This window comes from Flavobacterium agricola, assembly GCF_025919725.1.
In the GTDB taxonomy this organism is placed as follows: Bacteria; Bacteroidota; Bacteroidia; order Flavobacteriales; family Flavobacteriaceae; genus Flavobacterium; species Flavobacterium agricola.
The window spans coordinates 998,727-1,018,813 of the sequence record NZ_CP081495.1 but is presented as its reverse complement, the minus strand read 5'-3'; the positions used below and the strand labels follow the sequence as shown (position 1 = coordinate 1,018,813).

The window sequence follows — 20,087 nt, the reverse complement described above, 5'->3', positions numbered from 1 at the left end:
GTTTGCTACGTGTATTTTAAGTTATTTGCTAGATGTTAGTTAAAAAAGGACATTAATTTTTAATTTACTTATTTATGCAAAAAATTAATTTATTGATATTTGGAATAATTACATTATTTACAAACCAAGTTTTTTCTCAGAATCAATTACAGATAATAAATTTTAAAATTCCTGATCCAATTGTGTCTGAACAGAATCTTAAAAATTTTTCCCATTACATGAATCTGGCTAGAGAAGAATTTATAAAAAAAGATTATGATCAAACCTTTTATTATTTAAAACATGCGGAAAAGGATGGGTGGCATAGCGCTGATTTTTGGTATTATATGGGAATTTCAGTTTATTACAGGGGGAATGAAAGTGCTGCGAAAAGATACTTAAAACGTGGTTTTTATAAATATGGATGTACAGATTGCAATCTTGCTTATGAACAATTATTTGGTAGTAAATTAAAGTTTTAGTAAACCAATAACTAATAATATATTTATAAAATTGTGAGTTTAAGTTTTAAAGCAAACGGCTATAATACCGTATAGCTTGTTTGGTTTAATTGATTGATGCATTAACCATATAATGCGTAGTGAGTTTAGTTGAGTTTAGTATGAAAAAGCCAGCAGTAATGCTGGCTTTTTTTATTTTTTTAAACGTTACAATTTATATTAAATTTTAAGAGTAAACTGTGCTTTTTTTGTAAAAACAGCGCATAATAAAAGCCGTTACTTGTAACGGCTTTTATTAATATTGGTCTATTAAATATTTAATTAAATCGGTGGTGGTAATAATACCTACTACCTCGTTATTATCTACTACAGGTAAGGAGTGAAAGCTTTGTTGGGCTAGCAATTCGGCAGCTTCTTTAATATTGGTATCGGCAGTAATAGCTACTGGGTTTTTAACCATAATATCTTCTACCTTATAAGCGCTGTAAATTTCCATTATAGCTGTTTCGTTCATCTCTGGGGTTACGTAACCGGCTTTAGATAAATCGTTTTTACTAATAACGCCTACTAACTTGGTGCCCTCTACAACGGGTAAATGTCTAATATCGTATTCGTTTAACAATTGGTAGGCTTCACTTACTTTTTTATTGGGTGTAATAACAAGCAAGCCTTTAGCCATAATGTGTGATACGGGAACTCTTTGTTTCATAATTTTATGTGTTTTAATGGGTATATTAGCATTAACTACCGCGGTAGGTAGAGTAGCCAAAAGGCGATAGCGTAATAGGTACGTGGTAATGCTCGGTATTTAGCATCTCGAACGATACTTCTATTAACGGGTAAAACGTTTGCACGCCCTTGCGTTTAAAATACTCTTGAGTAAAAAATACCAATTTGTACGTGCCTGGGTGGCTGTTTTGTTTGTCTAAAAAGTTGGTAATACGACCGTTTTCGTCCGTGGTGCTTTTTCCTTTTCTCTCCCAAGTATCTTTTATAACATTCCACTTGTAAAGCTCTACCGTTACGTTTGCTGCGGGTTTACCCACAGAAATATCTAGAATATGGGTAGAAAGTAAATACTGGTTGTCTTGTGCCATGCTAAAGTGTGTAAAGCCAAAGGCTACTAAAAATAATAAGATATACTTTTTCATCCTTTTATATAATTATTAGTACTATAACGTAAGTAACAGCAAATTTGTATGTAAAATATGTTTTTTTGTGTTTAAAAGGTTTAGTTGTAGTAAAAATATAAGTAATTTGCTTTGTTGTTTTTATAAAAAATAAGGCAATAAAGTGTATTGTTTTGGGTTAAAATAAAGCATATTTTGTATTAAAATTTAAAGATGAAAAAAGTATTTGTTTTAGTTGCTCTATTTTTTATTCAGTTTGCGTTGGCACAAAGTGATGACGAGCGTACCGGGGGGAGCTTTACGCCCACATCCTTTTATCAGGTAGTACCATTTGTGTTTGAAAATAACCAGATAAAAATACCGGTAACCATTGAGGGAGAAATTTTTACTTTTTTGTTTGATACGGGGGCTCCTTTAGCTATTAGCAAAACTATTCAGCAAAAATACAATTATAAAGAGTTGTATGTGGCCGATTTGTCTGATGCCAACGGAAAAAAAGATACAGTTACCATTGTTAAAGTTCCAGAAATAAAACTGGGCGATATTACTTTTTACAATACAGAAGGTTTAAAAATGGAAGAAGATGCCTCTGAGTTTTTTAAATGCTTGGGTATTGATGGTATTTTTGGTGCGAATATGTTAGTAGGTAAAATAGTGCAACTTGATATGCAAAACAAACACCTTATTTTTACTACAGATATTACAAAACTACATGCATCAGATATACCGTATAAAAGTTTAGAATTTGATGATCAGAATTCGCCATTTGTGGATGTAACGCTAAAAAATGGAGCAAACGAAATTGCCGAAAGTGTAATTTTTGATACGGGCGTAGCTAGTTTTTTTGATTTGGCAATTGCACAGTATCAATGGTATGAAAAATACTACCCAATGGCTTCGGTGTTTGCCGAAACGTTTGGTGCCTTATCGTGGAGTTATACTGGGTTTGAAGACCCGAATAAGCAATATATTTATAAAATACCTGAGTTAAGTATTAATGGTACTGCTTTTACAAATGTTTTATCTGTAGGAACTTACGACCGTGCCTCAAGATTAGGTTTGGGTATTTTAGATTACGGAACGGTAACGTTAGATTATGTAAATAAGCGTTTTTATTATACGCCGCTACCGGATTTGTTTGTTTTTAAAAATCAATTGCTTCAAGCTTTTGATAACACCATTACTAAAAATGGCTTATTTGTTAGCGCCATATGGAATAAAGAGCTGGAAGATAAGATAAATATTGGCGATCAGGTTTTAGCCTACAACAACATTTCTTATCAAAATAAAACCATGTGTGAGCTAATTAATTTTAAACATGTTACACAGAAAAAAAATAATGTTATTCGGTTTAAAGATGTAAAAACCGGAAAAGTAAAAAAAGTTAAAATAGCGCAATTTTATTTAAATGAATAAAACCTTGTAAAACGTTACTTAGTTGTAGCGTTTTTTTTATGGTGCTAACCCTGCGTTAGGGATTGTAGCCTTGTTTGAACTTTTTTTACAAGTTTTTTTTCTTGTAAAAAAGCAAGGGCGTAAAGCCCGGCGCTGCCGCTAAAATATTTGTTTGTTTTTTAACGGTGTTTTTAGGCAGCGCAACGCCCAAATGCTTTAGTAATGGGCAGTTATAGCTTTGACTTAAATAAAGCAGACAAATTATTAACTCTAAGTTATTTGGCTTATATTTGCGTTGATTGAATAAAATTATTTAACGCTACTTGCATTATGAGTAACAACGGAGAAGATAAAAAAGTTATTTTTTCGATGTCTAAGGTTTCTAAAACCTATTCATCAACTAACAAAACGGTATTAAAAGACATTTACCTAAGCTTTTTTTACGGAGCTAAAATTGGTATTTTAGGTTTAAATGGTTCGGGTAAATCATCGTTATTAAAAATTATTGCTGGGGTAGATAAAAACTACCAAGGTGATGTGGTGTTTGCACCAGGATATTCGGTTGGATATTTAGAGCAAGAGCCGCAATTGGATGAGAATAAAACAGTTATTGAAATTGTGAAAGAAGGTATGGCCGAAACGGTTGCTATTCTAGAAGAATTCAATAAAATTAACGATATGTTTGGCTTACCAGAAGTTTATGAAGATGCAGATAAAATGCAAAAACTGATGGATCGCCAAGCCGACTTACAAGATAAAATTGATGCTTGTGGCGGTTGGGAATTGGATAATAAATTAGAAGTTGCTATGGATGCGTTACGTTGTCCGGATGCTGATACGCCAATTTCAGTACTTTCGGGTGGTGAGCGTCGCCGTGTTGCTTTATGTAGATTGTTATTGCAAGAACCAGACGTATTATTATTAGATGAGCCAACTAACCACTTAGATGCCGAATCGGTGCATTGGTTAGAGCAACATTTACAACAATACAAAGGAACCATTATTGCTGTAACGCACGACCGTTACTTTTTAGATAACGTAGCAGGTTGGATTTTAGAATTAGACCGTGGGGAAGGAATTCCGTGGAAAGGGAATTACTCTTCTTGGTTAGATCAAAAATCAAAACGTTTAGCACAAGAAGAAAAAGTAGCTTCTAAACGTCGTAAAAACTTAGAGCGTGAGTTAGATTGGGTACGTCAAGGTGCAAAAGGCCGACAAACCAAACAAAAAGCGCGTTTACAAAATTACGACCGCATGTTAAATGAGGATCAGAAAGAATTAGAAGAGAAATTAGAAATATACATTCCGAACGGACCACGTTTAGGTACCAACGTAATTGAAGCAAAAGGTGTTGCTAAAGCATTTGGTGATAAATTGTTGTATGACAATTTAAACTTTACTTTACCACAAGCCGGAATTGTTGGAATTATTGGGCCAAACGGTGCTGGTAAATCTACTATTTTCCGTATGATTATGGGCGAGCAAACACCAGACGGTGGTGAGTTTGTTGTAGGTGATACGGTAAAGATTGGTTATGTAGATCAGGCGCACTCTAATATTGACCCTGAAAAATCTATTTACGATAACTTTGCTGATGGTCAGGAATTAATTATGATGGGCGGCCGCCAAGTTAATGCACGTGCGTACTTATCACGTTTTAACTTTGCCGGATCAGACCAGAACAAAAAAGTTTCAACTTTATCTGGTGGTGAGCGTAATCGTTTGCATTTGGCTATGACGCTTAAAGAAGAAGGAAACGTATTGTTATTAGATGAGCCTACGAATGATTTAGATATTAACACGCTACGTGCTTTAGAAGAAGGTTTAGAAAACTTTGCAGGTTGTGCTGTTGTTATATCTCACGACCGTTGGTTTTTAGACCGAATTTGTACGCATATTTTAGCGTTTGAAGGAGATTCTCAGGTTTACTTTTTTGAAGGATCGTTCTCGGAATACGAAGAAAATCGTAAAAAGCGTTTGGGTGATGTTGCTCCAACACGTTTAAAATATAAAAAATTAGTTCGCTAATAAAAATAACGGCTGCCTTGTGCAGTCGTTTTTTTTTTGCTTGTTTTTATAACTAATAAAATAGAATTCTTTATGATATTTAATTTTTGTAAGTTTATTACATATATTTAACAGTTTTGCTGTTTATAATAATTGCATTATGTTATATTTGAAATAAAATTAAATATGAATTTTAATCCCGTTAAATTAGCTTTGCTATGGTATGTAGTTACTGCACCTGCTCTTGGTGTTGCTCAAACTATTTCGCACGACAGCTTGGTTAATTTAGTAACTAAAGCGGGTAGGGCATATCAGGAATTAGATACCAAAGCTTCATTACGACATGCTCAAAACGCATTAAACCACGCGTACGAAAGTAATGATGTACTTTTATTGGCTCGTATTTATAATATTATCGGTTTAAATTATACCGAATATGGAGAATACAAAAAAGCCGAAGAAGCTTTTTTGAATGGTTTGCGTGTATTAGAAAATAATGATGATATTCGAATTAAATCTTGGATAGAAACTAATATTGCTAACCTTTATCAAGTTTATTTTAAAGATTATAATCAGGCAATTGATTATCATTTAAAATCGTTAGAAAACTCCAAACAACTTAACTCGGAATACGACGTATTACTTTCTACGTTAAATTTAAGTATTTTATATTTTGATAAATTAGATTTTGAACTTGGAAACAAATATCTAAAAGAAGCAGAAAAGTTTTTATTTAAAATTAACGAGCCCGAAATATTTATAACCTATAATTCATTAAAGGCTGCTTATGCCAAACATAAAAATGAATTAAAAAAAGCCGAAAAGTATTATTTAGAAGCTTTAAAATATTGCGAAACCAATCCGGAAAAGTTCAAACTTATTTCGACTCACGAAATGGAGCTTTACGATGATGTTGCGCGTTTGTATGCCAAGTTGGGCGATATGACCAAAGGTTATGATTACTTGTTAAAACACATAACCTTAAAAGATTCTTTATATTCTAAAGAAAAAACGGATGCCATGGTTAACTTTGCCAATCAGATTGATTTAGACGAATACAAACGTCAGATTAACGAGGTTGAAAAGTTGAATGAAGAACAGCAAAAAACTATTTTCTATTCTAAAATAGTTGGTGGTTTGCTTACCTTTATTGTACTAAACTTAGTTTTTTCGGTTATCTTATTAAAACGCAATCAAAAGCAAAAAAACAAACTGATTGCTGAAATTGAATCTAAGAATATTGAACTCGAAAAAGCAAGAGCCAAGGCCGAAGAACTTTCAGATTTAAAAACACAGTTTATCAGCAACGTTTCGCACGAACTGCGCACGCCTTTATACGGTGTAATTGGTTTGGCTAAAATATTAGAACAAGATTTCCCGGAATTAAAAAACAATAAAGTTTTACAATCCCTTAATTTTTCGGCTGATTATTTAATGAGCTTGATTACCGATTTACTTGAAATTCAGAAAATAGAATCTCAAAATATTTCGATTGATTTAAAACCTTACCCAATTAAAAAAGAGCTGCAAAATATTGTAGAAAGCCTTAGCATTTACGCTCAAAAAAACAACAATAAGGTTATAATAGTAAAAGATGATTTTGTAGTTAAATCGGTAGAAACAGATAAGCTAAAACTCAATCAAATATTATTTAATTTATTAAGTAATGCTTTAAAGTTTACTAGCAATGGTACTATTACTGTTACGGTATCGCAAAAAATAGTTTCTAATAATTCGGTAGAATTAACTTATGAGGTTAAAGATACCGGCAGCGGAATTTCTGAGAAAAACTTAGAAACTATTTTTGAGAAATTTTCTCAGTTTCATACCAAAGGTTCCGAATATCAAGGTACCGGATTAGGATTACCTATTGTACAACAATTGATTCAGGTTTTAGGCGGATCTATAACCGTTAAAAGTAAAGTTGGCGTTGGTACAGTGTTTACTTTTACTATTCCTTGTTTGGCACATCATTTAAAAATAAATGATGCTGCTGATGCATATTCAGTTCCGTTTGACTGCGCAGATTTACATGTTTTATTGGTTGAGAACAACGAAATTAATAGAATGGTAAGCCAGCATGCATTTAAAAAGCATAATATTGCTTGTACGGTAGTAGCTAACGCAAAAGAAGCTTTAGCTGTTTTACAGCAACAAACTTTTTCGGTCATTTTAACCGATATTAATATGGCAGAAATAGATGGTTTTGAACTTGCTAAACGCATACGTAAACTAAACATTAAAACGCCAATAATTGCTTTAACGGCCTATTCTAAACAAGATATTGCGAAAGACTTGGCCTTAACCGATATTCAAGAAGTGGTTACTAAACCTTACGATTTTGATTATTTGTTTAAGATAATTCATGATATAATAGTAACTAAAAAATAAAACTATTATAGTAAATCACATTCTAATTAATTATAAGAAAAAATAACCATGCTTTTATAAAATAGTTTATTTAGGTATTAAAATTTTTATATTGAAAAAAACACTAATAACCTTCAGCTTTTTGCTTTTTACAACATTATTATTCGCTCAAAATACTATTGAAGTGAGTCAGGATAAAGAAACTTAGTTTTATTATAAAAATTTAGATGAAAATTTAAATAAGTATCAAGTAAACAATTTGCGTACTTCGCCCCATAATGCAATTCGTGTTTGGCAAGTTAGGTTTGTTACTACTTATGCAAATGATAGTACTTCGGTAAGTCTGGCTGAATATAACTCAGATTTAAAAAAAAGAATATCCGTTTCAAATTACTTATGCTGGTACTCCTGAAAATATTACAACTATAGCATCATTAAAAGCAATTAATCCTGTATATCCTATTGATTGTTTTCAAACTACCATAGAAATAGTGGAAAATGGTAAATATTATTTTAAAACTATTGGTTGTGATAAAAATTCTAAAGCTATAAAAAAAGATTTATCTACAACATTTTCTGAAAGTGCTGAGGCAACCTATAATGAATTTTTACATACATTAAAACCCGGGCAATATCAATATGGTATGTCTTCAAGAAACTTAGATTTTCCGATTACAAATGAAGCTGAAAAGAGTGATTTATATAAGTTGGTAGAAAAAAAGTTAGCCGAAAGAAAACTAACAATTCCTACCACGCTTTTTGGACATTCTACTTTTTACACCTTAAATTCTAATAAAAAATATTCGTATAAAGAATTAAACCAAATTCCGATTTCTAAAATAAAAGACATTCAGATTATGGGAACCGAAGGTTATATGCAAGTAATTTTGCTTGAAAAGTAATAATTAAAAAACCACGAAGTTTAACTTTGTGGTTTTTTTTATTATCTTTTATTTATAAAGAAACACAAAATGTGCCGGAATGTTACCTGCAGCTTGTTTCCATAATAAATTACCGTTGGCATCAAAACTATATACAAAACCGGTTGAAACGTAATTTCCTGCATCGGTAATATATATATGTTTGGTAATTGGGTTAACAGCAATGCCGTAAGGGGTTTCTATTTCATCAAAAATGGCATTATCAATTAAATTCGCCGTTTCTAAAGTTTGTGTTTTGGTGTTTATTATTCCCATGCCTTTTACATAATCAAAAGTTTCGTAGCTAAACGTATTTTCAAAATAATATAGCTTATCTTCTACAATGGTAAAGTTAGAAACTGGAACATTAAATGTTTTAGTAACTTCCAATGTTTTAGCATCAATTACATATAAGTTTGATGCAATATCGTAGTAATCACCACGACTGGTTACATAAACATTTCCTTGATTATCTGCCTTTATTCGGTGTAAATTAACTTCTACATCAATTTTTTTAATTTCTTTAAAAGATGCAATATCAACTACCGAAACCGTTCGGTCGTAATCCGGGTACATATATCCGCCCGAATTGGCAACAAAAATGTTGTTGTTTACAATAGCAAGTTCGTCGGGTTGGTATCCAACGGCAACTTCGCGAGTAATTTGTAAGCTGGTGGTATCAATTTCTACAACTTTACCTAGCGGTTGATCTTTTCCTAAAACTATTTCTCCGTTGTAAGAAGTTGCATAAGCTTTACCGTTATGAAACTCAATATAACGCCCGTTTTCTAACGGAATCGTTGCTATGTGTTTGGCTGTTTTTACATCCATAACTTCAATAAAGTTTGATGCATTAAGTACTGCATACAATTTGCTACCGTAAATTTTTATATCATTACCAACATCGCCCATTTCTTTAACCATGGTCGGGTTCGCTTCGGCATATATATTGGTTGTGTAAATACCGGTTTCGTAATTGTAAAAATCTAAAGTTGCTTTATTGCTATTTAGCATGCCTTCGTTTAACAAATAAAAGCCTAAAACTTCTGTTTTTTCTGGCGGTGCTACAACTTCTGGGGTTGAGGTAACTAAGTTGTCGTCTTGCTGACAAGCAAACAACAAGGCAAGCAAGCTTACATAAGCTGCTGATTTAAATTTAGTAATCATATTGTTAGATTTAGAATAAACTTGAATTGACGCCCTGGCATGGGATAATTTAAAACCACATCGTAATATTGGTTTAAAATATTATTTACCTGAAAGGATAGGGTAGAAGTATACCGATTAAAAGCAAAGGTTTTCTGAATCGATACATCATGCGTAAACCATGGGTTTATGTGATTGTACTGAATATTGTCTTGATTAGCATCATAACGTTCGCCCACATAAATAAAGCTGTAATTTGCTCCCCAAGTTTTGTTATTGGCATTTAAAACCGCCGATCCGCTGTGCCAGGGTATATAAGCAATTTGATGTTTGTAATATGTCGTTTTTTTGTTGCTGTAATCTTGTGCTTTTTGGTAGCTGTAATTAAGCATCAGTTGCCATTCGGTTTGCCCCCAAATAAAGTCTGATTTTAACTTAACGTCTGTACCCAAAATTTGTACTTTTCCTAAATTCATCATCATCCATCTAAACATGCTGCCATTAGGAGCAGCAATAATTTTATCTGTTATTAAATTGTAATAACCATCTGCCTGAATGCTTATTTGTTGTACAATTCCGTTTAAGGGTTTCGCGTAAGTAAAGCCAAAATTATATTGGGTAGCATATTCAGGTTTTAGATTAGAATAGCCAAGTGCGGTATAATACAAATCGTTAAAAGTTGGCATTCTAAAAATGCGCTTATAAAAAGCCTGAATGCTAAATGCATTATTTATTTTATATTGTGCAAGTAAGGTTGGCGCCCAAATGTTTTTATCAGGTGCATTGGTGTTTTTTTTAACCGATTCTGTTACAAAAGTTCCTAAAACGCTTGCCTGAAATTGTAATTTTTTTTGTTGGTAAGAAGCAGCAAAAGCAACCCAAGTTGTTTTTCGTTTGGGGTAAGAAAAATTAGTTAAATCCACATCCAAGGTATTAAACTGATAATCAGCTGCTACATTTATATATAGGGTTGAAGTTGCTTTATAAACCGTTGCCCAAGATGCGTAAAATTCTTGTTGTTTGTAGGTGTTTTGATATTTAAAAAGGCTAACCGTATCTGTAAATCGTGTATAATCATTCGCATATTTGGTGTTTAATTTAGTTTCAAAACGTCCAACCTTTTGTTCAATCGTAGCTTGTAAAAAGTAATTTTTATCTACCAAAGTTTGTCCGCGTGCATCAAATCTGCCACGAACAATTGCACCCGGAATGCCACGGTCCGACAAATAGCTGTAACCTTTAACCTGCCAAATAGTATTGTTTTTTTCGCCAAATAAGCCCAGCTCAAAGCGTTTGGCATCAATCTGCCCATCTTTTCTTATTGCTGTTGTATCGTAAGCTACTGATTGATCTAAATTTTTTTTACTGTATCTAAATTTATATTCCCCGTCAGATTTTATGTATTCTGCGCTTGCAGTGGCAAAAACGGCATCCGATAATTTTTGCTCTATTCGGAATGAAGGATTAACTAGCTGAATAGAACCCGTTTTATATCGAAACGTAACATTGGTTTTTGCATCAGCATTAAAAACTGGTTTTTTAGATTGTAAGTAAATGGAAGAAGCAGATGCAAAATGTTTAGCTGCCTGAAAAACAGAACTTTTTTGCCCGTTGTACAAACTAATCGCTTCTAAATCATCTAAAGCATATTTACCTAGATCTACTACGCCATTTTGTGCATTACCTAGCTGAATGCCATCATAAAAAACACCAACATGTTGGCTGCCCATGCCCCGAACGTCAATGGTTTTTATGCCACCAACTCCGCCGTAATCTTTTAGCTGAACGCCCGAAAAATAACGCACCGCATCTGCAACCGATTGGCTGTTTAACCGCTGCAAAGCTTCGCCCTTAAGCGATTGCCCAGCAATAACTTCTTTGTTTTTTTGTGTAAAAATTTCAAGTTGTTGCAAGTGGTAAATGCTATCCTGAACCACCTGCGCCACAGCACCAGTAGTTGCAAAAAATACCAAATAACAACAAAAATTAAAAGTAAATCTCATCAGCTTTTAAAGTTTGTTGCTAACGAGTAGATATGAAGGTATTTAGGAAATCCAATTTCCCAAAAATGTACTTCAAGCTTTAGTCCCCGAAAGCGTTAAAATGTATAAGCTCATGGCAGGTTTTCTGACTTGCTTCATCTTTAAACGTCCTTCCCATTTTAAAAACAGTGGATTGCAGTTTGTTAAAGATTTTTTTTCGAAGCTCACAGCAGCGGGTCTGTTCAGGATTTGCACCTAATTCCCTTTTAACGAACTATAAAGTTCGCACCAAAAGCGCTGCGAAAATAACAATTAAATAAAGAATTATAACAATTTATTAGTAATATTTTTAAAACTGTAATTTTTAGGGCGTTACCTAAACTTATTCAAGTTTAGATCGGGCTTTAGCCCTCGCAATTTGCTATTGCATAGCAAATGTGCTCAAACAAGGCAACAATCCCTAACGCGCGCTGCCAATTTTATAAGTTAATTCAAAATAAAACAATTTGTTTTTAGTAAATCTAATGTACATTTGGTAAGCAAGTAATTTTAAATGTAAATTCAAGTCCAATCAGCATCATTTTAAAAGCGAATTAAATTGGCACAAGCCCAACGATAAAACTTTAAAACAAAACAAAAAAGCGCTAAAAAACCACCGAATCTCAATCGCGTTTAAACCCGATTTACACGTTTCGGCTGCAAAAGCTTTTAAAGGTGATGCAACTTTACATAATCCAGAAGATTTGTTGTTAAGCAGTTTAGCATCTTGTCATTTTATGTCGTATTTATATTGCTGTGAGCAACATAATATTGAGGTTGTAAGTTACTCCGATCAGGCCGAAGCAATTTTAGAAGTTCATCCTGACGGAAGCGGACAAATAACGCAAGCTATTTTGCGTCCAAAAGTTCTAATCGCAAATGCATCACAAAAGCAATTGGCTTTAGATTTGCATCAAAAAGCCAATCAATTATGTTTTATAGCAAATTCATGTAATTTTGAGGTTGTGCATCAAGCAACCTGCGAAGTTTTATAATGTAAATTGGTTTATTAAATTTACATCGTTTGGTGAAATCAGCATTTTTTTGTTGGTATTGGTAACCAATAAAATTAAGTTTTTACACTGTGTAATGTAAAACGTTGTTTTTCCTATTTTAGAAACTTCAAAAATTCCGTAATAACCAAATAATCCACCAACGCCAAAGGTTCTAATCGAACCGCTTATTTCATTTTTTGTTAGCATTTGTACGGATTGAATAGCATCTTTTTTTATTTTAATAGCACCAATTCGCCTGCGAATGATAAAATCGGTTGAAGTAATTTCATAACAATAAGGTGCGTACAGCCAGCAAATAAATAATATGGCAAACATAAGTAAGCTAGTACCTAAAGCTGGTAAAATAGCTTTAAAACTGCTTGCGTTTGCAATTGCTTTGTATAAAATAGGTCCTCCAATTGCTGCAAATAAAATAAAACAACCTATGGTAATGGTTTTAACCATAGTATCTGATGAAGCTTTATAAATCATAATTTGGTTTTAATTTATTTAGTACCAATTCCAATTGGTGTTTTAAATCTGCTGCATCCGTATAAATAATCTGATAATCACTAATACCTGCAACGGTGGTTGAATGCGAAGTGTTTTTATTGCGTAAATAAACAATCGGTTTATTTTTAGCTTTGGCATACCCGGCTTCTAAACCAATACCAATGCCTTTATAACTGGTTTCGGCAAGTAAAAAATCGCACGCATCAATATCATGTAAGGCTTGTTGCATCATTTCTTTTTCTTGCGTATTGCTAAACTGATATTTATCCACAAAAAACCATGGGGTAATTTTATGTGCTAACAAAACAGCCGAAATTGTTTCTATTTCGGTTGTTAATTTGGTACGATTAGAAAAGCTTAACGCAAGGTATGCTTTCATTAGTTTACAAAATCAGGTTGTGTTACGTTTTGGTTTTGGTACACGTATTCATCCATGCGTTTTACAACCGTTGATAAAGAATTCTTTAGTTGATGATTGTCTTGAACTTGTACAAACCAATTGTGCGGATGAAACATTTTGATTGATTCGGTTTGATTAATTACTTCATCTTCTGCCGACCAAATAATCAAAGCATCTTTTGCAGTTTTGTGTAAATCACCGGTTAAAAGGTATGAATTGGTTAACGGAACTTCTACCAAACGCATGCTAACATCTGCCAAAGGATTAAGCAAACAAACCAAAACTTGTTGGTTGCTTTGTTCTAATAGCATTTGTTTTAAAAGTAAACTTATTTTTCCGCCAGCTGATGAACCAATAATTAAAGTTGGTTTGGCTAAATCTATATTTTCTGGTATAAATGCGGCCAATTTTTCCGGAATATTATCTTCCTGCGTCCATCCAAAACCTTTTATTTGCGAATATATACCTTTAAAAAAATTAAATTTTGTACCCGTAGTAATGCTTCCACCCAAACCGTGTATAAAAACGATGTTGAACTTGTTGTAGTCTGAAATTAAATTCATAAATAAATTATTTAAAAAATTAAGTGGGGGATTATTTTTTTGAGAAGTAAGTAAATATAATCATTTTTTTTTTTTTTTTAAATGATGCAATAAAAAAATACCTGATGATAATCAGGTATTTTACTATTTATTGTTGTGCTTTTAGTTTTGTAATTTGGCTTTAAGTACCAAAGGTTCATCGGTAGAAATAAATTGAATTTTATTCGCAATCATTTCTTCCATAACTTCGGGATTGTTTACCGTCCAGGTATTGGTAATTAAACCTAAGTTATGTGCATCAGTAATCCAAGTTGGATTTTTTTGATAAATTTTAAAATGATAATCGATGCCGTCCCAACCTTTACTTTTTACTTGTTGCGGAGATAAATCACCATTTAAATACGAAACAACTGCTTGTGGATTTTGTTTTTTAACCTGATCGCAAATGTTTTGGCTAAACGAAATATATTCTACCTGATTGGCTAAGTTTAATTTTTCTACTAATTGTATGGTTTCTGCCACCGCTTGGTTTTCGCGTTCGACATTTTTATGCGGTTTAATTTCTAAAATTAGTTTTATGTTTGGCAGCGCTTTTCCGGCTTTTAAATAATTTTCTAACGTAGGTAAGGGCTCGTTGTTTTTTAATTTTACTTTCGCAATTTTATTGTAGTTATTTGTTTCTATTTCAATTCCGTTTACGTCAGCATCGTGGTTAATTACTAAAACGTTATCTTTCGTAATATGAATATCAAACTCTGAACCAAAAAATTGTTCTTGTGCTGCTTTTTGTAATGCTGTGATGGAATTTTGAGCACTATTTTCGGTTTTCCAAAAACCGCGATGTGCAATAATTTGTGTTTGTTGTGCTTGTGCTGTTGCTAAGCCCATAATAAAAAGGGCAGAGGTGGTTAAAAATATTTTTTTCATGCGTTTACAATATTTAGTAAAACAAAAATATAAGTAAATGCTGCACAAAAAAGCTGAATTAATAAATACAATAATTATTTAAAGCTTAAGTAATGTAAACTTAAAGTAAAAAATCCTTTACATGTACTGCAAAAGGATTTTTATTATTATAGGTTAGGTTTGGCACAAACTAATTCCCACAAATGGCCATCCGGATCGCTTATATAACCCATATAAAAACCATATTGATTATCAATTCCGGCTTTGCTAGAAATAGAACCGCCGTTTAGTAATGCTTTTTCTAATGCTAAATCTACATCATTAACGGTTTCAACGGCACAACTAATAATATTTGCAACGTTGTTTTCAGGAAACAAAACCCCGCGATTGGCTTTTTTGCTGTAGCTTAAAAATGCATTTTGTTCAATTAAAAATAAAGATAAATTGAGTAGCTCAATGGCTATTATGCCTTCATCTTCTTTCAAATTTTCTAACTCAAAAACATGTTTATAAAAATGCAATGTTTTTTCAATGCTTTTTATGGGCAAGCAAACCACCGTACCTTGAATTTTCATGTTTTAAAAGTAAAAAAAACTAATATTTTTTCCAATTAAAACTTTTAAACCCACTGTTGGTTGCCAGTATAAATAACTTATCAAGGCGTTACCTTATAAATGTATTTCTAATCCATTGGTTAAAATATCATTCATGTTATTTTTTTTAATTCAGTTACATTTCAGCCGCAAATCTCATAAAATCAATTTTAGGCGATAGCCATAATTTAGTGAATGCACTACTTTATTTAGTAGATACAATTGTTTTACTGTTAAACACAACGTGAATAAATGTTGTATTTCGGTTGGTTTTTAAGGATGTTTTTTATCATATTATTTTAAAAAAAAAAAAATAAAACACAATTTTGTTAAATTTTTAACGTTTTTAGTAATGAGCATCAAATAAAAAAAGCCCTTTTTTTTATGAAAACCCAACCTATACCAACAGTAGTACAATTTTTTGTACTATGCTTTTTGTTGTATTGTACCCAAACAATAGCAAAAAACGCACAGCATAATGAAAAAGATTATGCTGAAATGTTGGTTACTGCTCAAAATAATTTTCACGAGTTAAATTATAAAGCATCTTTAGAAAAAGCACAAAAAGTACTGGATCATGCTTATCTTTCTTTTAACGAAGTTTTAGCTGCACAAGCTTATGTTGTTTTAGCTTTAAATTACAATGAACTAGGAGAATCTGATAAAGCTATTAATATTTTAAAAAAAGCTTTAAAAACAATAAAAGCGCATCATGAGCCGATAGTAAAATTTAAAATATTACGCACTTTAGCTTTAGTTTTTAAATCGGTAGATGCGAAACAAGCGCTGTATTTTTTTAATCAAGCGTTAGCTGATTTATCAACAGAAGTTTTACCTGCCGATAAATTAATGACCGAATTGCATAAAGCCGAAACTTTATTTTTACTTAATCAATTTGAAGATGGAGTAAAAGTTTTACAAATTTTTGCTACCGAAATTTTATTGCAAGATTCTTCGTTGTTAAACGCTCATTTTCATCTGTTAAACGGGCATTATCACGTATATAAGCAAAATTTTTTGGTAGCCGAAAAACATTATTTAAAAGCGCTGCATCATATAGAACAGAATAATAACGCTGTGGTTTTACCAAAGTTAAAGTTAAAAATAACCAAGGCTTTAGCCGATTTTTATCATTTGTAACAAAAAACAGAATTAGCATATTATTACTTAAATATTTTTACGCTAACAAAAACAAATCTCGTTTCGGTTATAGATATTCCTTCAATTGCGAACTTTACTTCCCGCATTGATTCGAGTCATTTTAAGCACGAACTTTATAAAATGAGTAAGTTGCACGCACAGCAAAACAAAACCATTGCTTATACCCAACTTATTTACATTTTATTGTTCGGACTTCTTTTGTTTTTAGCTTATAGTACTTATGTGCTTGTAAAACAATATCAAGTAAAAAATAAAATGTTACAGCAAATAGCATTTCAGAATGCAGAATTGGCTTTAGCGAAGGATGCAGCCGAATCACGTGTTTTGGTTAAAAATCAATTTATTGGAAAAGTTTCGCACGAAATCAGAACGCCTTTGTACGGCATTATTGGACTTACTAAGGTTTTAGAACAAGATTTTACCTATCTAAAACAAAATAAAATAATTAAAGCATTAAAATTTTCGTCAGATTATTTAATGAGTTTGATTAATGATTTGTTGCAGTTGCAAAAAATAGAAGCAAATGCCGTTAAAATAGAACCATCAGCTTACGAAATTGAATCTGAAATTAAAGGAATCGTATCAAGCTTACAACCCATTGCAAATGCTAATAACAATCAAGTTCAAATCCATGTTTCTGCTTGTTCTGATTCTTTTATAGTAATTGACAAAATTAAGCTCAATCAAATTTTATACAATTTAATAAGCAATGCGCTAAAGTTTACAAAAAATGGCAAAGTTGCAGTTGTGATTAAACAAATGCAAGTTGCAGCGAATCAATTGCTTTTACAGATTCAAATTACTGATTCTGGTGTTGGTATAGCATCTAAAAACAAATCTAAATTATTCGACAAGTTTGTACGGTTTAATTTAAAAGATTCAGAATATGTTGGTGCCGGATTGGGCCTATCAATTGTAAAACAATTAGTAAACGTATTGCAAGGAGAAATTAATGTAAAAAGTAAGCTGAATGTAGGTACAACATTTTTTGTTTCAATTCCTTGCAAAAACTTTCAGCAGCAAGAAGATAAACCTACAGCAATAGCAAATAAAATTACTGTTGATTATAAAAAATTACGTTTGTTGTTGGTTGAAAATAATGAAATAAGCCGATTAAGTTGTCAGCGCATGTTCGAGAAACATGAAATACAATGCTGCATGGTTCAATCTGGCGAAGCAGCCTTAGAATTGATTAAAAAACAACATTTTGATGTGATTTTAACCGATATTAATATGCCAGAAATGACAGGATTTGAACTTGCAACTTATATTAGAAACTTGAACAAAAACATGCCGATTATTGCTTTAACGGCTTATAATAAAGAAGATGTTTATAATGAAATAAAAAAGCATCAAATAAATGATGTGGTGACAAAACCTTTTAATTTTGAAACCTTAATTAACGCAATTTGTAATCAAATGGCATAACTAAATTAATTACTTTTTAGTTTCATCAGCAGGAAGTTCGGTGTCTAAAACATCTAAATTTTCATTAAAAGATGCTGGTAAAAAAGTAGGTACAAACTTAATTAAAATAGGAAGCAACAAACTACCGCCCGGCAAAGCAAAAATGGCCAACGACGGAATGGTTTTACAAATTTCTATTAATTGTTTTTTTACTTTTTTTCGTTCCGTATTATTTAAATTGCGTTGGGTTGAAGCTGCTAATAATTTTACCAATTCACCACTGGCCATAATTTCTTTAACCAATCTGTTTTTATTACGAACAATTAAGTTCATTACCGTTAATGAGGTATGATCGTAAAAATGTTTTACCGGATTGCTGTAATTAAAATACGGAATTTTGTCTTTGTAGTTGGTTATAAAATAAAAAATACTGTCTAAAGCTTCGGTCGCCTGCGTTTTATTTATTTCTAAATATTGCGCAAAACTTTGTATAAAAGCCAATTCATCGGTTTCCATTTTTGCATCACTCCAAACGGCCATGCAAGCAATATCTAAAAAATAATTGCGTTCTAAAACAGAATCAAAATAAGCCAAGTTAATCTCAATTTGTTGTTCTTCAGTATTTATTTTTATGGTTCGCATCGAGCTGTCAAACAACTTAATAAAGAGCTCGTCGTATTTACTTTTTTCTGTTTTAATAGCTAAGGTTTGGTACGCAATTTTGGTTACAACCTTTTCGATCTTTTCAATATATTTTAAAGGATTAATGGCGTGTAATAAATACTTTCTAAACGCTAAAACATCTATATATAAAAAAGCATTTGTAATAAGATGTGAAAAAGATTTGGTGAAAAAATTATGATTAGTTGCCACCCTCAAAGCAATAATTTTTTCTAATTTGATGCTGTTTTTTTCTTCCGGTAAAAATCGATTTAAAAAACTTTTTGGAGTGGGGTGAATCTGGGTATAAAATTCTAAAAGTTTCTGCACAAACGCATCAACAGATCCGTTTGGTTCTAGTTTAAAATAAAGCAAATACAAGTTATGCAGCAAAGCAAGCTTGGTTAGCTCTTCGTTAGTTAAACCTTTTAAACTTAAATGTTCTAAATTGAATAAATTTAGCGTATAACCGTAAATAAATCCTGAATTACGAATGGTTTGATGCAGCGCTATATCACTAAGATGCGCAGCCGGATTGTTGGCATTTGTTGCAAAATATTTAGCAATCCAACCATTGGCAGATGGGTTAATATTCATTATTTGTATTTTATTACAAGTTGTGCAAAAATACTAAAATTTTTATAAGCGGATAATAAAGTAGGTTTTAACTTAAACAAAAAAACTTAACCGGTAGGTTAAGTTTTTTATTTTATTCTTCAGAAGATTCTTGCATGGTATGATATACGTTCATCACGTCATCATCTTCTTCAATTTTTTCTAAAAGCTTTTCAACATCAGCAGCTTCTTCAGCAGTTAATTCTTTAGTAATTTGTGGAATTCTTTCAAAGCCAGAAGATAGAATTTCAATTTCACGACCTTCTAATTCTTTCTGAATTGCACCAAAACTTTCAAACGGAGCGTACATTAAAATACCATCTTCGTCAACAAAAATTTCTTCTACACCAAAATCAATCATTTCTAACTCAAGTTCTTCTACATCACGTCCTTCAGCCGCAATTCTAAAGTTACAGGTATGGTCAAACATAAATTCAACCGAACCTTGTGTACCAAATGTACCGTTACATTTATTAAAATAACTTCTAATATTTGCAACCGTACGGTTGTTGTTGTCAGTAGCACATTCAACTAAAATTGCAATTCCGTGAGGTGCATAACCTTCAAACAAAACTTCTTTATAATTAGCAGTATCTTTTTCGGTAGCTTTTTTAATCGCTCTTTCAATGTTTTCTTTAGGCATGTTTGCTGCTTTTGCATTTTGCATTACAGCTCTTAAACGTGCGTTAGATTCTGGATGAGGTCCCCCTTCTTTTACGGCAATTACAATATCTTTACCAATGCGTGTAAACGTTTTAGCCATAGCAGCCCAACGTTTCATTTTTCTAGCTTTTCTAAATTCGAACGCTCTTCCCATAAAATATGTATGTTTTAAAAGTCAAAATAACTTGATTGCAAAAATAAAA

The 20,087-nt window shown here is 32.1% G+C and carries 18 protein-coding genes, 1 pseudogene and 1 riboswitch; of the genes and pseudogenes, 8 read left to right on the top strand and 11 right to left on the bottom strand.

Annotation, left to right across the window (positions count from 1 at the left end):
* Positions 1–74 precede the first annotated feature (74 nt).
* Positions 75–461 (top strand): hypothetical protein, encoded by a 387-nt coding sequence (locus K5I29_RS05090; protein WP_264434794.1) that lies wholly within the window; start codon positions 75–77, stop codon positions 459–461.
* A gap of 274 nt (positions 462–735) precedes the next feature.
* On the opposite strand, the gene K5I29_RS05085 is transcribed toward K5I29_RS05090, so the two are convergent.
* Positions 736–1,149, bottom strand: coding sequence for a CBS domain-containing protein (locus K5I29_RS05085; RefSeq protein WP_264434793.1), 414 nt, complete (start codon positions 1,147–1,149; stop codon positions 736–738).
* Positions 1,150–1,180: 31 nt separating this feature from the next.
* Positions 1,181–1,591: a hydroxyisourate hydrolase gene (uraH, locus tag K5I29_RS05080; RefSeq protein ID WP_264434792.1), complete on the bottom strand. Its 411-nt coding sequence runs from the start codon at positions 1,589–1,591 to the stop codon at positions 1,181–1,183.
* 192 nt (positions 1,592–1,783) lie between these two features.
* On the opposite strand from uraH, the gene K5I29_RS05075 reads away from it, so the two are divergent.
* The 4 genes from K5I29_RS05075 (at position 1,784) to K5I29_RS05060 (ending at position 8,244) form a co-directional block, all read left to right on the top strand.
* Entirely contained in the window at positions 1,784–2,986 is a 1,203-nt protein-coding gene (locus K5I29_RS05075; protein ID WP_264434789.1) for a retropepsin-like aspartic protease, read from the top strand.
* A gap of 309 nt (positions 2,987–3,295) precedes the next feature.
* The gene (gene ettA / locus K5I29_RS05070; RefSeq protein ID WP_264434787.1) at positions 3,296–4,993 is read left to right on the top strand and encodes an energy-dependent translational throttle protein EttA; all 1,698 of its coding nucleotides are present in this window, start codon (positions 3,296–3,298) and stop codon (positions 4,991–4,993) included.
* A gap of 165 nt (positions 4,994–5,158) precedes the next feature.
* The gene (locus K5I29_RS05065; protein ID WP_264434786.1) at positions 5,159–7,363 is read left to right on the top strand and encodes an ATP-binding protein; all 2,205 of its coding nucleotides are present in this window, start codon (positions 5,159–5,161) and stop codon (positions 7,361–7,363) included.
* Between the two features lie 470 nt (positions 7,364–7,833).
* Complete coding sequence (locus K5I29_RS05060) at positions 7,834–8,244, top strand: hypothetical protein (RefSeq protein WP_264434785.1); 411 nt, start codon at positions 7,834–7,836, stop codon at positions 8,242–8,244.
* Positions 8,245–8,292: 48 nt separating this feature from the next.
* Here K5I29_RS05060 and K5I29_RS05055 read toward each other — a convergent pair whose 3' ends face one another.
* Positions 8,293–9,429 carry a YncE family protein gene (locus K5I29_RS05055; protein ID WP_264434784.1) on the bottom strand — a complete coding sequence of 379 codons (1,137 nt, stop codon included), beginning with the start codon at positions 9,427–9,429 and terminating at the stop codon, positions 8,293–8,295.
* Positions 9,426–11,411, bottom strand: a complete 1,986-nt coding sequence (locus K5I29_RS05050; protein WP_264434783.1) for a TonB-dependent receptor — start codon at positions 11,409–11,411, stop codon at positions 9,426–9,428. The genes K5I29_RS05055 and K5I29_RS05050 overlap by 4 nt, the downstream gene beginning before the upstream one ends.
* Positions 11,412–11,508: 97 nt before the next feature.
* Positions 11,509–11,698, bottom strand: a riboswitch (cobalamin riboswitch).
* Between the two features lie 264 nt (positions 11,699–11,962).
* Between K5I29_RS05050 and K5I29_RS05045 the strand changes: the two are divergent.
* A pseudogene (locus K5I29_RS05045) lies at positions 11,963–12,424 on the top strand (OsmC family protein); the annotation flags it as partial.
* Here K5I29_RS05045 and K5I29_RS05040 read toward each other — a convergent pair.
* The 5 genes from K5I29_RS05040 to K5I29_RS05020 all read right to left on the bottom strand — a co-directional run bounded on the left by K5I29_RS05040 (position 12,419) and on the right by K5I29_RS05020 (position 15,360).
* Complete coding sequence (locus K5I29_RS05040; RefSeq protein WP_264434781.1) at positions 12,419–12,916, bottom strand: PH domain-containing protein; 498 nt, start codon at positions 12,914–12,916, stop codon at positions 12,419–12,421. The pseudogene K5I29_RS05045 and the gene K5I29_RS05040 overlap by 6 nt on opposite strands.
* On the bottom strand, positions 12,906–13,316 hold the full coding sequence (locus K5I29_RS05035) for a nucleoside 2-deoxyribosyltransferase (protein ID WP_264434779.1): 411 nt from the start codon (positions 13,314–13,316) through the stop codon (positions 12,906–12,908). The genes K5I29_RS05040 and K5I29_RS05035 overlap by 11 nt, the downstream gene beginning before the upstream one ends.
* On the bottom strand, positions 13,316–13,900 hold the full coding sequence (locus tag K5I29_RS05030; protein ID WP_264434777.1) for a hypothetical protein: 585 nt from the start codon (positions 13,898–13,900) through the stop codon (positions 13,316–13,318). Before K5I29_RS05030 ends, K5I29_RS05035 begins: the two co-directional genes overlap by 1 nt.
* Before the next feature lie 141 nt (positions 13,901–14,041).
* Positions 14,042–14,806 carry a glycerophosphodiester phosphodiesterase family protein gene (locus K5I29_RS05025; protein ID WP_264434776.1) on the bottom strand — a complete coding sequence of 255 codons (765 nt, stop codon included), beginning with the start codon at positions 14,804–14,806 and terminating at the stop codon, positions 14,042–14,044.
* 146 nt (positions 14,807–14,952) lie between these two features.
* The gene (locus K5I29_RS05020; RefSeq protein WP_264434774.1) at positions 14,953–15,360 is read right to left on the bottom strand and encodes a VOC family protein; all 408 of its coding nucleotides are present in this window, start codon (positions 15,358–15,360) and stop codon (positions 14,953–14,955) included.
* A 402-nt stretch (positions 15,361–15,762) separates the two neighbouring features.
* Here K5I29_RS05020 and K5I29_RS05015 point away from each other — a divergent pair, with 402 nt between their 5' ends.
* Positions 15,763–16,518, top strand: coding sequence for a hypothetical protein (locus K5I29_RS05015; protein WP_264434772.1), 756 nt, complete (start codon positions 15,763–15,765; stop codon positions 16,516–16,518).
* Positions 16,519–16,659: 141 nt separating this feature from the next.
* Positions 16,660–17,967, top strand: coding sequence for an ATP-binding response regulator (locus K5I29_RS05010; RefSeq protein ID WP_264434771.1), 1,308 nt, complete (start codon positions 16,660–16,662; stop codon positions 17,965–17,967).
* 9 nt (positions 17,968–17,976) lie between these two features.
* Here the strand turns inward: K5I29_RS05010 and K5I29_RS05005 are convergent, their stop codons facing one another.
* Both K5I29_RS05005 and K5I29_RS05000 read right to left on the bottom strand, forming a co-directional pair.
* Complete coding sequence (locus K5I29_RS05005; protein ID WP_264434769.1) at positions 17,977–19,203, bottom strand: LETM1-related biofilm-associated protein; 1,227 nt, start codon at positions 19,201–19,203, stop codon at positions 17,977–17,979.
* A gap of 112 nt (positions 19,204–19,315) precedes the next feature.
* A complete protein-coding gene (locus K5I29_RS05000) occupies positions 19,316–20,038 on the bottom strand; it encodes a YebC/PmpR family DNA-binding transcriptional regulator (RefSeq protein WP_264434768.1) in 723 nt (240 codons plus the stop codon).
* Between the last annotated feature and the right edge of the window lie 49 nt (positions 20,039–20,087).

Bases quoted from the DNA above. Each gene is read 5' to 3' on its own strand.
- K5I29_RS05055 (WP_264434784.1), bottom strand. From the start codon at position 9,429: ATGATTACTAAATTTAAATCAGCAGCTTATGTAAGCTTGCTTGCCTTG.
- K5I29_RS05040 (WP_264434781.1), bottom strand. From the start codon at position 12,916: ATGATTTATAAAGCTTCATCAGATACTATGGTTAAAACCATTACCATA.
- K5I29_RS05025 (WP_264434776.1), bottom strand. From the start codon at position 14,806: ATGAAAAAAATATTTTTAACCACCTCTGCCCTTTTTATTATGGGCTTA.
- ettA (WP_264434787.1), top strand. From the start codon at position 3,296: ATGAGTAACAACGGAGAAGATAAAAAAGTTATTTTTTCGATGTCTAAG.
- K5I29_RS05005 (WP_264434769.1), bottom strand. From the start codon at position 19,203: ATGAATATTAACCCATCTGCCAATGGTTGGATTGCTAAATATTTTGCA.
- K5I29_RS05010 (WP_264434771.1), top strand. From the start codon at position 16,660: ATGAGTAAGTTGCACGCACAGCAAAACAAAACCATTGCTTATACCCAA.
- uraH (WP_264434792.1), bottom strand. From the start codon at position 1,591: ATGAAAAAGTATATCTTATTATTTTTAGTAGCCTTTGGCTTTACACAC.
- K5I29_RS05075 (WP_264434789.1), top strand. From the start codon at position 1,784: ATGAAAAAAGTATTTGTTTTAGTTGCTCTATTTTTTATTCAGTTTGCG.
- K5I29_RS05000 (WP_264434768.1), bottom strand. From the start codon at position 20,038: ATGGGAAGAGCGTTCGAATTTAGAAAAGCTAGAAAAATGAAACGTTGG.
- K5I29_RS05050 (WP_264434783.1), bottom strand. From the start codon at position 11,411: ATGAGATTTACTTTTAATTTTTGTTGTTATTTGGTATTTTTTGCAACT.
- K5I29_RS05065 (WP_264434786.1), top strand. From the start codon at position 5,159: ATGAATTTTAATCCCGTTAAATTAGCTTTGCTATGGTATGTAGTTACT.
- K5I29_RS05090 (WP_264434794.1), top strand. From the start codon at position 75: ATGCAAAAAATTAATTTATTGATATTTGGAATAATTACATTATTTACA.
- K5I29_RS05030 (WP_264434777.1), bottom strand. From the start codon at position 13,900: ATGAATTTAATTTCAGACTACAACAAGTTCAACATCGTTTTTATACAC.
- K5I29_RS05035 (WP_264434779.1), bottom strand. From the start codon at position 13,316: ATGAAAGCATACCTTGCGTTAAGCTTTTCTAATCGTACCAAATTAACA.
- K5I29_RS05015 (WP_264434772.1), top strand. From the start codon at position 15,763: ATGAAAACCCAACCTATACCAACAGTAGTACAATTTTTTGTACTATGC.
- K5I29_RS05085 (WP_264434793.1), bottom strand. From the start codon at position 1,149: ATGAAACAAAGAGTTCCCGTATCACACATTATGGCTAAAGGCTTGCTT.
- K5I29_RS05020 (WP_264434774.1), bottom strand. From the start codon at position 15,360: ATGAAAATTCAAGGTACGGTGGTTTGCTTGCCCATAAAAAGCATTGAA.